The sequence below is a fragment of the Rhodococcus sp. Leaf278 genome, from assembly GCF_001426085.1.
In the GTDB taxonomy this organism is placed as follows: Bacteria; Actinomycetota; Actinomycetes; order Mycobacteriales; family Mycobacteriaceae; genus Rhodococcoides.
Map to the genome: position 1 here is coordinate 213,703 of NZ_LMRR01000044.1, position 12,378 is coordinate 226,080.

General features: G+C 63.6%; 10 protein-coding genes. 7 read left to right on the forward strand and 3 right to left on the reverse strand.

Going from position 1 to position 12,378, the window contains the following annotated elements:
* Positions 1-373: 373 nt before the first annotated feature.
* Both ASG84_RS25380 and ASG84_RS25385 read right to left on the reverse strand, forming a co-directional pair.
* Entirely contained in the window at positions 374-1,858 is a 1,485-nt protein-coding gene (locus tag ASG84_RS25380) for a cellulase family glycosylhydrolase (RefSeq protein WP_057479712.1), read from the reverse strand.
* A gap of 125 nt (positions 1,859-1,983) precedes the next feature.
* A complete protein-coding gene (locus tag ASG84_RS25385; RefSeq protein ID WP_235581844.1) occupies positions 1,984-3,390 on the reverse strand; it encodes an O-antigen ligase domain-containing protein in 1,407 nt (468 codons plus the stop codon).
* A gap of 110 nt (positions 3,391-3,500) precedes the next feature.
* Here ASG84_RS25385 and ASG84_RS25390 point away from each other — a divergent pair, with 110 nt between their 5' ends.
* From ASG84_RS25390 to ASG84_RS25420, 7 genes are read left to right on the forward strand one after another with little or no spacing between them, the layout of a single operon-like run.
* Entirely contained in the window at positions 3,501-4,958 is a 1,458-nt protein-coding gene (locus ASG84_RS25390; protein ID WP_082521216.1) for a polysaccharide biosynthesis tyrosine autokinase, read from the forward strand.
* Between the two features lie 5 nt (positions 4,959-4,963).
* Positions 4,964-6,208 carry a lipase family protein gene (locus ASG84_RS25395; RefSeq protein WP_057479713.1) on the forward strand — a complete coding sequence of 415 codons (1,245 nt, stop codon included), beginning with the start codon at positions 4,964-4,966 and terminating at the stop codon, positions 6,206-6,208.
* The gene (locus ASG84_RS25400; protein WP_057479714.1) at positions 6,205-6,882 is read left to right on the forward strand and encodes a YveK family protein; all 678 of its coding nucleotides are present in this window, start codon (positions 6,205-6,207) and stop codon (positions 6,880-6,882) included. Before ASG84_RS25395 ends, ASG84_RS25400 begins: the two co-directional genes overlap by 4 nt.
* Positions 6,879-8,129, forward strand: coding sequence for a lipase family protein (locus tag ASG84_RS25405; protein ID WP_235581845.1), 1,251 nt, complete (start codon positions 6,879-6,881; stop codon positions 8,127-8,129). Before ASG84_RS25400 ends, ASG84_RS25405 begins: the two co-directional genes overlap by 4 nt.
* A gap of 17 nt (positions 8,130-8,146) precedes the next feature.
* Complete coding sequence (locus ASG84_RS25410) at positions 8,147-9,418, forward strand: acyltransferase family protein (protein WP_057479750.1); 1,272 nt, start codon at positions 8,147-8,149, stop codon at positions 9,416-9,418.
* 4 nt (positions 9,419-9,422) lie between these two features.
* Positions 9,423-10,643, forward strand: coding sequence for a lipase family protein (locus ASG84_RS25415; protein WP_082521217.1), 1,221 nt, complete (start codon positions 9,423-9,425; stop codon positions 10,641-10,643).
* Between the two features lie 10 nt (positions 10,644-10,653).
* Complete coding sequence (locus tag ASG84_RS25420) at positions 10,654-11,490, forward strand: sialate O-acetylesterase (protein WP_057479716.1); 837 nt, start codon at positions 10,654-10,656, stop codon at positions 11,488-11,490.
* Between the two features lie 65 nt (positions 11,491-11,555).
* Here ASG84_RS25420 and ASG84_RS28455 read toward each other — a convergent pair whose 3' ends face one another.
* Positions 11,556-12,350 (reverse strand): hypothetical protein, encoded by a 795-nt coding sequence (locus ASG84_RS28455; RefSeq protein ID WP_235581846.1) that lies wholly within the window; start codon positions 12,348-12,350, stop codon positions 11,556-11,558.
* Positions 12,351-12,378: the final 28 nt, after the last annotated feature.

The window sequence follows — 12,378 nt, forward strand, 5'->3', positions numbered from 1 at the left end:
CTCATCAGCTACCCATCGTGTCGAACCGTACTCGTATGGAGCGAGAGACATCTCGAGCACCGATCGCGTTCGAGCGTGCGGCACTGCACGACGGAACCGTGGACAAATCGGCGTCCCCCGACGAGACGTACGAACAATGGACGTAATCCTGCCACGAAACGTCATTCATTCGCTGTATATGAATATCCGTTCGCACGACAAATAGATAGGCGGAAGTGAGGTTCTTCACAACACAAATCAGTCACCGACTGAGCGTGAAACCGCACCTTCGCCCAGAGTTAACTTGGCCGCAATGAAGACACCGAGAATTGGCTGCCGAGAACGCAATAAAGGGATTCGCGGTCTGTGAATTGTTGATCGGATAGTCCCGAATTCAACGGGTGACGGTCGTCCCCACGAAAGGTGCCCAGGTGATCGCGCCGTACTGGAACGTGACGCGAACGCCGCCGCCGTATTGCGGGATTTCGTCGCTGGTTGCCGGGCCGAGGGTGGGATCCCAGGCGTTGAAGATGCCGCCACCGATGTTGTGTGTGCCGCCGATGGCGGTGGAGAACACACGAAGGCCGTAGGGGCTGTCGAAGTCCTGGTAGGTGCCGTTGAACGGAGTGGTGGGGAGGAAGCCGGTGTAGCGGATCGCTTCGGCCACAGCGCGCGGTACGCCGACGAATCCGTTGGGCATCTCGTAGACCACGGCGTCTTGGCGGTACTGGGCCCACGTGTCGCGTACGGGGAACACCGGACCGAGGGCAGCCCCGAAATTGTTGGGAGCGGCCGCGAAGCGGTTGTACTCCGCGGTCCGCGGAATATTGGTCTGCAGCAGGTTCATCAACGCCCACAGTGCGGGCTTGGCCGACCAATCGGTGCGCAGCAACCCGAATGTCATCTCCGGGTCGTTGCTGCCCGTCTGCTGGTCACGTAGCTGATACAGGAAGATGGGGCCGGTGTAGGGCAGCTCGCGCCACTTGGTGACGAAGTCGGTGATCAGTGCGCTCTGCTGATCCTCCGACGCCACGGACGTCGGCACGCCGTACTCGGTTCCCCAGATCTTCTTCGCGCTGTCACCGTTGGCCACCATCGTGGCGCGCATGTCCATGACCTGCCGGGCCGGGGAATGTTCGACGTACGGGCCCTCGGAGAACTTCAGCGAGTACTGATACGGATGATAGGAGAGCGCGTCGAAATAGCCTTTTGCGCCTGCCGCGTACATCTGATCGGTGAAGTCGACGGGGTTGACCACTCCGTATGCCTGCTCGGCTGCACCCAGTACGCCGCCGACGACGGTTGCGGCCGAGTCGGCTGCCTTGATCTTGGGATACGCGGCCTTGAGCAGGGCGGTGTACCCCGCTGCGTCGGGCTGCGGTCCGTAGAACATCGACCCGTTGGGTTCGTTCCAGACCTCGTAATCGGCCACTTTGCCCTTGTATCTGGCGGCGACTTTTCCGGCGAAATCACCGAATGCGGCCGGCGAGGCCGGACGCGTGCTGATGGGTTGATTCACCGGCGAGGTCGCCCACGCCGGGGTGTAGGCAATGATCCCCAGCATCGAGATATTGGCTGCTCGCAGTTTGTTCACCACGCGGTCGACGGGTGCCCAGTTCAGCTGGCCCTGGGTGGGTTCGACGGTCGGCCACGGAATGGCAATGCGCATCGACTTCACGCCCATGGCGGTGACGAATTGGACAGTCGTGTCCAGTTCGGCATCGGTGGACCAGAGCAGACCGCCGCCGTCCGAGATGCCGACGCCGGGTGGCGTCGGGGCTGCCTGGGCCGGTGCTTGTGCCCCGAATGAAAGGCCGACAGCGACGATCATCGCTGTTGTTGCCGACATCAATGTGCGAAAGCCACCGCGAAGAACCATCTCGAAATTCTTTCCACCAGGGGGCCTGTACGAATGTTCGACGGGCCGGTGCGGTGAATCATTGCATCAGAAACAAGGGTTTGTACAAATACCGAAATCCATTCCATTTGTTATGAAACTGCTGGTCACGCTTCCATCGGTGAAACCAAGCTTTTCGTTCTGGCAGCCGCGACGTTGTCGGTAGGTGGATCGGTTTCCGACGCCTTTTCCCATGCGAAGACGAGAAATGCGTACATCACCGAAAACGCCATGGTGGTCGCCGGAATGGTGACAACGGGGAAGTCGAGCTGCAGCGCGACGACGGCAAAACCGATCATTCCGCCGCCGTAGAACCCGTACTCCCACTGTCGGGACCGCAGGAGTTTGTACCCGACCACGGCGATGACGACGAGTATCGCGACGAAGGCGATACCGGCCACCAAACCGCCCCGATAGATGGTCAGCAGCGGGGTGTTGGCGACGTAGTTGACTTCGAAAGCGACCGTGGGGTCTTTGAATTCTGCACGGCCCCAGCCCAGTCCGAACATCCAGTGACCCTGCATGTGACCGGGGAATTCCACCAGAGCATCACCGCGCGCACTGGAGCCGGCGTCCCCGCTGCCGAACGACGAGAAGACGCGATTGCGCACGCTCGGTACCGCGAGAGCCCCGACGAATGCTGCTGCGAAGGCACCGACGATGGCGAGCCGCTCACGAGTGCGCAGCTGCTGGAACACCAACATCAGGAGTACGCCGAACACCACGGAGAACAGCGCTGCGCGAGAGAGCGTCATGACGATCGACAGGAACAGCAGTGCCGCAAGCATTGTGCGCAGGTAGCCGCGCAGAAGCAGCACACACAGCATCAGGGCCAGCACGAATCCTATACCGGCCGCGTTGGGGTCGATGTACGTTCCGGCCAGGCGAACGGTGGTGGCTCCGGTGGGGCTGTAGACGAACCTGGTGCTTTCTTCTTCGCTGCCGTAGCCGAAGACCGACAGGTATCGAATCAGTTTTCCGGCCGGATCGGCGACGAAGATCAGCAGCGCGAAAGCAGCTGCGGCCGAGGCGGCGTAGACGTATATCCGACCGAAAAGGGCGAGCTCGTCACGCTGCATGCGCAGCAGGCAGACGACGACCAAGGTGGATACGAGCCATTGCGCGAATTCCACGTAGTCGACGAGTGCGCCACTCGTCGCGAACAACGACAATGCGGAAAGAACGAGCAGTGCGATCATCGGCATTTCCGGCCATGTGATGCGGCTCACTGCTGTGCGGTGGACCACAGTGGCGATGATGACCGCGATTCCCAAGCCGAATATTAACGGTGCGTGAACTCCGGGAACATATCCGAACGGCAATGCGCCGAGCGAAAAGGCAAGAGCGCGAGTCAGATACAGCGGATGACGTAGGCCGATGTAGGCTCCGACGGTCAGCACGACAAGGGCGAAGGCACCCAGTTTTGCTGGAGTTCCGCCGACGATCATTGCGAATGTAACGAAAACGGGGATGACCACGATGGCCGCCGCACCGGCTCGTTGCGTGATGCTCATAGGCTCTGATGTTGTCACGCTTTCACCCGCTCGCAACATCTACGCTCTGCCGAATCCTTCGCTGCGCTTTATTCTTTCCCCTTGACCGACGTCATTCGATTGGAGCACTCGTGGAGATTCGAGAGTACGGGCGCATTCTTCGCGCGGGATGGTGGATCGTCGCGCTCGCGATGGTTGTCGGCATCGTCGGAGGCTGGGCCTACACGTTCGTCACGACGCCGCAGTACCAAGCGTGCGCCCGTCTGTTCGTCACCACCGAAGGTGGCAGCTCGGTCGGCGAGGCTTACCAGAACAACCTGTTCTCACAGGAACGCGTCACCTCCTATGCCGGATTGGCAACCAGCACACAGGTTGCCCAGCGCGCGATAAACCAGCTGCAGTTGGACATGTCTCCGGACGAACTGCGTTCACGCGTCACCGCGACTCCCATCGACAAGACGGTGTTGCTCGATCTCTGTGCCACCGACGCAGACCCGGCGGTCGCTCAGGTCCTGACCAACGCGGTCGCCGGTCAGCTGACCCAGTTGGTGCAGGAACTCGAAACCTCGCAGCGTGGTGGCAGTCCGGCCGCCGGTGCCACCATCGTCGATCAGGGTGATGTTCCGGCCGCACCGATCGGTATGGGACTGACCACCGTCCTCGGGCTCGGTGCCGCAATCGGCCTCGTCGTCGGTCTTGCCCTCGCGTTGCTCCGCGGATTGCTCGACCGCTCTGTTCGAGATCGTTCCCGCGCGGAGGAGATCTCGGGCCGCACCGTACTCGGCGGGCTGCCGGTCGACGCAACGCGACCGAAGGCAGCGGTGGCGTCGATGATCAAGATGGGCGAGCCACTACGCGCCCTGCGCACCAACATTCGCTTCCTCGGCGGTGGCGCGCCGCCGCGCGTCATCACCGTCACCAGCCCGTCCGCAGCCGAGGGCCGCACCAGCACCGCCATCGACCTGGCGGCAATTCTCGCCGAAGCAGGTCACCGGGTCCTGCTCGTCGGCGGCGATCTTCGCAGCGCAGCCCTGGGAACTCGTCTGGCTATGGAGCAACACAGCGGACTGTCGACCGTGCTCTCCGGCGAGCACGGCATCGAGGACGCCGTTGTGCACGATGTGTTCGACGGCGTGTCGGTACTGCCGTCGGGCCCGGTGCCGCCCAATCCGAGCGAACTGCTCGGATCGGACCGTGCTCACGACGTGCTCGAGCAACTGCGCGGCGACTACCGCTACGTCATCATCGACACCCCGCCCTTGCTCGATGTCACCGACGGCGCGATTCTCACCGCATTGGCCGACGGCACTCTGGTTCTCGCGCGTACCGGTCGCACGACACGGGAAAAGCTGCGGCGCGCGATCAAGGTGCTCGACGGTGTCAGCGGTACCGTCTTGGGCGTCGTGACCACCTTCGAGCCGTCTGCTCGACGCCTTCTCGGTGGCAACTCTTCGTCGCCGGGCGAGCCTGTAAAGCCCACTGCTGCAGAACCTTCCACCGTGACACCGACGGCACGTCCGTACTCCGCCGGATCCCGGCCCACGCCGGCGACGAGCGACACTGCGAGCTCGTCGGCGAGCAGAGGATAGCTTCGATGGCAGGTAGGTTCGCGGCCAAGGTCGGCGTTGCGCTGACCGTCGCGGCGGTGCTGGTCTCCTGTTCGCAGGAGGCACCCGTGGTCATCCCTCCCGGCGCGCCCACGGCTCCGGTCACGGCGTCCGCGACGGCGTCGGAGCCGCCACCGCCGTCGAATTTCGGTGGGACGGATCCTGGTTCGCTGGTCTCGGCCGAGCCGATCGAGGACATCGCTGCCGACATCACCGAGCTCGGAGCGTCCGCTACCCGGGTGGTGTATCGGTCCACTTCCGGTGTGACCGGTCAACCGACGGAGGTCTCGGGAACGGTCGTCGTTCCCGGCGGCACGGCTCCCGAGGGTGGCTGGCCGATCGTGTCGTTCGGGCACGGCACCACGGGTGTGCTGAACGCCTGCGGCCCCTCGCTGTACGCGAATCTGCTCGGTAACGCTCCCATCGTCGCCGCTCTCGCGTTGAACGGATTCGCGGTGGCAATGACCGACTATCAAGGTCTCGGGCTCGAAGGGTCCTACCATCCGTACCTGGACTCGAAGACGTTCGGCTACAACATGATCGATGCCGTGCGTGCAGCCAGGAACTTCATGCCCACTCTGAGTTCGCGGTGGTCGGCCTACGGGGTCTCGCTCGGCGGGATGGCGGCGTGGGCGGCCAGCGACCGCAACGCCGAATACGGCGGCGGTCTGGAGTTGGTCGGTACGGCCGCGATGGTGCCGGTCTCGGACATGGCCGGTTTGGCCGACGCGGCTGCGAACGAGTCACTCACCCGGGCGCAGTATCCCTTGCTGATGTACGCGTTGCATTCGCTGGCGATCTCGCATCCCGAAATGAATCTGGACGACTACCGGTCCGGTTTCGCGCGGGAGCGGTGGGACGATCTGCTCGAGTGCGTCCCGCCGGGGTCGTTGGACGTTCCCGAGTTGCAGACGCAGCTCGAGCCGTCCGATCTGAAGCCGGTGAGCCAGGAGGCGACGGATCGTCTACGCGGCTACCTCTCGGACATGGCTCTGCCGCAACAAGGCTCGGCAACACCGTTGCTGGTCATGTACGGCAGCGAGGACGATCTGATACTCGAACCGTGGACCGAGAAGGCGTTGCAGCGCGCGTGCGATTCCGGCGACGTCATCGAATACGAGCTGCATCAGGGCGAGGGCCACGGCAACCTGGACAGCAGTCGGTCGTTGCCGTGGGTCAAGGGCATGTTCGCCGGTCAACGGCCCACCAACACGTGTGAGCAGAAGCGATGATCGCGCCCGCCGGTGTGCCGACACTCAAGGACTACGGCCGAATTCTGTTGTCCGGCTGGGCGTCGATCCTGGCCGCGGCCGTCCTGTCGGCGGGCGTCGCGTGGTTGGCGACATCGTTCGTGGAGCCGACCTACACCGCGGCCTCGCGAGTGTTCGTCACTGCGCCCGGTCCACAGTCGCCCAAGAATTCGCTGGACGGCAACCGTGGGTCTCTGGTGCGCGTCGAGTCGTACGTTCAGCTTGCCACCGGTGAACAGGTGCTGCGACGGGTGATCGCGTCCGAGGATCTACCGATCGAACCTGCCGAGCTGAAGAAGGACATCACGGTCCTGCCCAGTCCGGGCTCCGCTCTGATCGAAATCTCGGTGGTGAACGCCGACGCCGAGCGCGCCCGTGATGTCGCTAATTCCGTTGCCGTGCAACTGGTCAAGCTGGCCGGGGAGATCGATCTGGGGGCCGACGGGCCGGTGTCCGTACTGACCGTCGTGGACGCAGCCACCACCCCGAGTTCGGCCAGCAGCCCCGTGCGCACGAGCAACGCGATGCTGGGCGGCGTCATGGGGGTCGTTCTGGGCAGTGTGCTCGTACTCGCGAGGGGGATCTCGCGGGATTCGATCGACCATCGCGATCAGGTCGAACAAGTGCTGGGGGAACGTATGGGGGAGAAGCGATGAATCACGCAGGAACAACGATGCTCCGCAGAGCAGCAACGGCCGGCGCAGCGGCGCTGCTGTTGATCTCGGCGGGGTGTTCTTCGGACTCGGCGGCGGTGGATCCACAATCTGTCGCGGTCGGGGCCACTCTGCCGGCCGATTACGGCAACGACGGTCCCGGTTCTCTGCAGAGTGCGGAGGACTTGCTCACCATCGATCGCCGGTTGAGCGGGATCTCCTCCATCGCGGCGCGGGTGGTGTACACCTCCACGTCCGGCGTGGACGGATCCGAGCAACGGGTATCGGGCACCGTCTTCGCTCCGGAAGGCACAGCGCCGGAGGGCGGTTGGCCGATCATCGCCTACGGCCACGGCACCACGGGTGTGCTCGAGGATTGCGGCCCGTCGACCGATCCGGAACTGCTCGGCAGCTCCCAGATCGTGGCGGCGCTGGTGCGCACCGGCCACGTGGTTGCGGTCTCGGACTATCAGGGCCTCGGCCTCGACGGTACCTATCACCCGTATCTCGATGCTCGTACCGTCGGGAACAACCTGATCGATTCGGTGCGTGCCGCCCGGAAGTTGGTGCCGAACACCTCGACCCGATGGGCTTCGTTCGGTGGCTCGCAAGGTGGTCAAGCCTCCTGGGCTGCAAACGAATTGGCCGGCACTTACGGTGCAGGTCTTGACATGGTCGGATCGGTCAGCCTGGTTCCTGCAGCAGACATCACCGGTCTGGCCGCGGCGGCGGCGAGCGGCACACTCACCGAGGATCAGAAGCCGCTGCTGCAGTGGGTTCTGGTGGGCCTGTCTCAGGCTCATCCCGAATTGAATCTCGACGACTACCGCAGGGGCATCGTGGCCGAGCGGTGGGACGAGTTGTCGGCGTGTGGCGGCGTCCTCGCGGCCGACCGTACGTCCCTGGCAGCTCAGATCAGCGACGACGATCTTCGCCCGGCAACTCCGGAGGCAACGGCGACGCTCGAGGGCTATCTCAGAGAGATGAGTCTGCCCAAGTCGCCCGCATCGGCACCGATGTTGGTGATCTACGGCGGCAAGGACACACTGATCTCACAACCGTGGACGGATGCGGCGATCGCCGCCGGCTGCGGCAACGGCGACAGTATTCAGTATGTACTCCAACCGAATTCCGGTCACGCAGACATCGACGGTGCTGCTGCGTTCGGATGGCTCGAGGATCGGTTCGCCGGCACCGAGGCCGTCAGCTTCTGCCCAGCCTCAGCCCCGGAATCGGCTCCCGCTCCCTGATCTTTCAGAAGGCAGTCATGACAGCAACTCCAGACAGCACCGCGGCCGCAGCCACTGCGCCCGCGCCTCCGGTGAGCAGCGAGTCCAAGAGGCCCGCTCGTATTCTCGGCCTCGACGGGCCGCGCGGCTTCGCGTGCCTGTGTGTGCTCGCCGTGCACGTCGGCGGCCACTACTCGCCGCAGACCGTGCTCACGTACAAGCTCGGCCTGCTCGGTCAGGGGCTCATCTTCTTCTTCGCCCTCTCGGGTTTCCTCATCTTCCTGCCGATGGTGCGAAAGTTGTTCGTAGGCAAACCGATGCCGAACAATGTCAGCTACGCGATGCACCGACTGCTGCGAGTGTTTCCCGCGTACCTGTTCATCTTCCTGTTCGCGAACTTCGTGATGCGTGCAGTGTTCGTGGAGAACGCGGCCGTCGCGGAGCAGCATTTCACCGACAACGGACTTGGAGTGCTCACCGATCCGCTGACGCTGCTGGCAAATCTGACTCTGGTGCACTCGTACATTCCGAGCATGCTCCAAACCGGGATCAACCCGTCGTGGTCGCTGTCGTTGGAGTTCGCGTTCTACCTTGCATTACCGCTGCTGACCGGCATCGCCTTCTATCTTCGCAAGCGGACCTCCATCTCGGCCCCGGTGCTGGCGATGATCCCGGTGGTGATCATGTTCGTCATCGGGGTGACCGGAAAGCTCTACACCGCCTCGTTGGTGGGGCCGTCGGGCATCACCGATCCGAAACTGTTGGATTGGGGACCCAACGAGATCGCGGTGCTCAGCCGTAGCTTCTGGTCGCTGGCAGACAATTTCACCTACGGGATGCTCGCCGCAGTGGTGTTCGTCGCCATCGACAACGGAATCATGAAGGGTGCCATTGCAACCAAGATGCGGTGGTGGACGGGAATCGCGATGATCCCGACGGCGGCGATCTCACTCAAGCTCATCGACGACAACTCTCGCTGGCAAAGCTCCACCGTTGCGTTCGGCTCGGCTCTGCTCATCCTGTTCATCATCGTCCCATTGGCCCGAGGGGAGAAGTCCGTGCTCGCCGAACGCGCCGACTGGGCACCGCTGAGCTACGTAGGCATGATCTCGCTCAGCGTGTACCTCTGGCACTTTCCCGTCCTGATCATGGTGGGGCGCTTCGGCTGGATGGCCGGCGACAGCCCGCTAGGCATGCTCCGCAACTTCGTTCTGGTCAGCGCCGTCAGCATCGCCTTCGGAACAGTGACCTACCGATTCATCGAGAAGCCGGCATTGACCTACGCCCGTAGATTCAAGGCCAGCAAATAGTTTCATGCGATGCACACATCGAGCGCTCGCAGCACTGCTGGTGCTGCCCGTCCTGGCCGGATGCACCGCCGTCGTGCCCGTCGGCGCGGACGTGCAGCGCGGCATCGCGGCGGCGATACGAGGTGCGGATCCCGAGCCGATGGTGATCGCGGACCCGGGGACGGGCAGCGGGTCGATCGTCAGCGCCGAGACCATGCCCAATCTGCCGCTCCAGGTACGGCTTTCAGGAGTGAACGCAGCGAAGGTGGTGTATCGCTCGGTGCAGCCGAGTGTGGGTGAGCGAGAAGTCTCGGGCACGGTGTTCACCCCGTCCGGTGATGCACCCGAGGGCGGTTGGCCGATCATCTCCTACGCGCACGGCACGACGGGCATCGAGCAGGACTGTGCGCCGTCGGAATCGAGTTCGCTGCTCGGTGCGTCGGCTCTTGTACAGGGTTACACCACAGCGGGATTCGCAGTGGCGATCACCGACTACGAGGGCCTGGGACACCCCGGTAGTCACGCCTACCTGGACAACATCACGGCCGGCTACGACGTCATCGATGCCGTTCGGGCTTTACGCACCGTCTTCCCCGACGCGGGCCCCCGGTGGGCTGCGTTCGGTGGCTCGCAGGGCGGCGGTGCTGCGTGGGCCGCGAACGAGCTCGCCGATTCCTACGCCCAGGAGCTGGATCTGGTCGGTTCGGTGGCGTTGGCACCGGGTGCGAACATGGTCGGGTTGGTGGACAAGGCCATCGCGGGGACGCTGACCTCGGATCAAGGTCCGCTGCTGCAATGGGTTCTCGAATCGTTGTCGCGGCGTGATCCTGCGTTGAATCTCGACGACTATCGCAGCGGTAACGCCGCGCAGGACTGGGTTGCGCTCACCGGGTGCACGCCGGACAAGGCCGGTGCCCGCGACGATGCGGTGAAACGGCTCGGCGACAAAGACTTTGCGCCCACGTCCGACGCGGCAGCAACGATGCTGCGTGAGGCGCTGACGGCGATGGCCGTGCCCACGGGGCCGGCGTCGGAACCGATGCTGGTGGCCTACGGCGATGCCGACACCTTCATCGACGCGGCGTGGACCGATGCGGCACTCGAGCGGGCCTGCGCGTTCGGAGACGTCATCACCATCGACAGACAGGCGGGGCGTGGGCACGGAGACGTGAACGGCGATGCCGTCAACGGGTGGATAGCTGATCGTTTCGCCGGGATACCGGCGCAGAACGATTGCAGTCGATGAGGGGGACCCAATGGGGTTGCGCACAGATCTGACAGTCAGGGCCAAAGACGTCGTCAAGAGGCGTCTGGGACGTGGCATTCCGGTGGAGAAGTTCGACGAGCCCTACCTGGTGGTCGCCGTGCTGGGGCAATCCAACGCACATGGCGCAGGCGTCGGATTGGACAGTTCGGGTCTCGACGCTCCGCATCCGCGGGTGCATCAGTGGGCAGCGTCGGGGCGATCGAAGAACACTATCGTGGCGGGCAGCAATCCGCTGTTTCACGAGGTGCCCTCCAAGGCCGTAGGGTTCGGCCCGACGTTTGCAGCGCACCTCGCCGATACGACGGGTAAGCCGGTGTTGCTCGTTCCCTACGCGCGCGGAGACTCGGGCTTTGCGCGCATCCACGGCATCTCCTGGGATCCGGCCGACACCGGTGCCCGCATCAATCTGTTCTGGGATGCGTTGCAGCGCATCCGAACCGGCCTGGCCACCACACCCGGCAACGAGTTCGCCGCGGTGTTGTGGCATCAGGGCGAGAGCGACGTGCCGTTGCTGACGGGGCCGGCGTACGCCGAGAAGCTCGACAGTCTCATTGACGCCCTGCGCGCCGAATTCGGTCATGTGCCCTTTGTTCTCGGCCAGATGGTGCCGGACGAAATCGAATCCGGCGACCCGAACTACGCCGTCATCGACGCGGTCCATGCCGATACACCGCGGCGAAGGACCAACGTTGCGTACGTGCCGGGCCCGAAGGGGCTCTACAACAGCGAGACCGAGAAGATCCACTACAGCGCTGCGGGACAACGGGAACTGGGCCACCGAATGTGGACGGCATTCGCGGGCATGTCGTCGGACACCGATTACTGAACTACTGCCACGGAATCCTGTACGGCGCATCGTCGTCGGGCTGAGGCGTACGCGATTCACCTATCTCATGAACTTCGGCGAAGACTGGCGATGATGTCGTCGATTGTGTCCCGCGAAATCGCTCGGTCGGTGTGCTGTTCGGTAAAAACCATGAAGACAGCAACGGTTGCGTTCGAATATCCCTGCATCGCAACGATATCGATCGAGGCTGCAGGTGGGTCGCAGTCGAACTTTCGCTCGAGGTTGGATGCAGTGACGGTGTACCGGACTGCGGGTACGCCCTCGATCTGGAAGTCGACGGGCTCCGAGTAGTCGATTGTGACGTCGTCGCCCGACCTGCCGCGAAAGATGATCTCGGTCTGTCGGCTCACGTTGAACGCTGCGGTCGCAACGTCGACTTCATGGCGGCCTGTGATTCCGGTCATCGCTTTGGATCCGCCGTCACGGAATTCGGGGCAGTAGTCGTAACCGAAGTCCGCAATATCTCCGAACCGCAGTGATTCTTCACCCTCGCTCCAACCCACGACGCCACCACGTCCAAACCGCCAATCGCCGGGCACCGTGTATCTGATGCCGTATTTGGTGTCGATGGGAATGGGGTCGCCCTCTGGAACGTCGATCTCCGGTGGAGCGAACTCCATCGAGGGAAATCCGGGAGGCGGTTTGGAGGCTGTGGTGGTCTGGGCCGACGACGTCATGGGAGGGGGAAGCTGAGAGATCGTCGCAGACGCGGTCGGCGCAGTGTCGATGCCTACGTAGCCGGTAGGCGCTTGCGGCCCGAGCTTGGGTAGCACGAGCCCGACGAACACAAGCAGTCCCAGCAACGCGGCGACGCGCAGTAGACGCATTTTCAGACTCACAACGCTCCCCCCGAAGTCGCCACACGTT

Excerpts from the sequence above, each read along its gene's own strand:
- ASG84_RS25385 (WP_235581844.1), bottom strand. The coding sequence starts at position 3,390 with ATGAGCATCACGCAACGAGCCGGTGCGGCGGCCATCGTGGTCATCCCC.
- ASG84_RS25420 (WP_057479716.1), top strand. The coding sequence starts at position 10,654 with ATGGGGTTGCGCACAGATCTGACAGTCAGGGCCAAAGACGTCGTCAAG.
- ASG84_RS25405 (WP_235581845.1), top strand. The coding sequence starts at position 6,879 with ATGAATCACGCAGGAACAACGATGCTCCGCAGAGCAGCAACGGCCGGC.
- ASG84_RS25400 (WP_057479714.1), top strand. The coding sequence starts at position 6,205 with ATGATCGCGCCCGCCGGTGTGCCGACACTCAAGGACTACGGCCGAATT.
- ASG84_RS25380 (WP_057479712.1), bottom strand. The coding sequence starts at position 1,858 with ATGGTTCTTCGCGGTGGCTTTCGCACATTGATGTCGGCAACAACAGCG.
- ASG84_RS25395 (WP_057479713.1), top strand. The coding sequence starts at position 4,964 with ATGGCAGGTAGGTTCGCGGCCAAGGTCGGCGTTGCGCTGACCGTCGCG.
- ASG84_RS25415 (WP_082521217.1), top strand. The coding sequence starts at position 9,423 with ATGCGATGCACACATCGAGCGCTCGCAGCACTGCTGGTGCTGCCCGTC.
- ASG84_RS25410 (WP_057479750.1), top strand. The coding sequence starts at position 8,147 with ATGACAGCAACTCCAGACAGCACCGCGGCCGCAGCCACTGCGCCCGCG.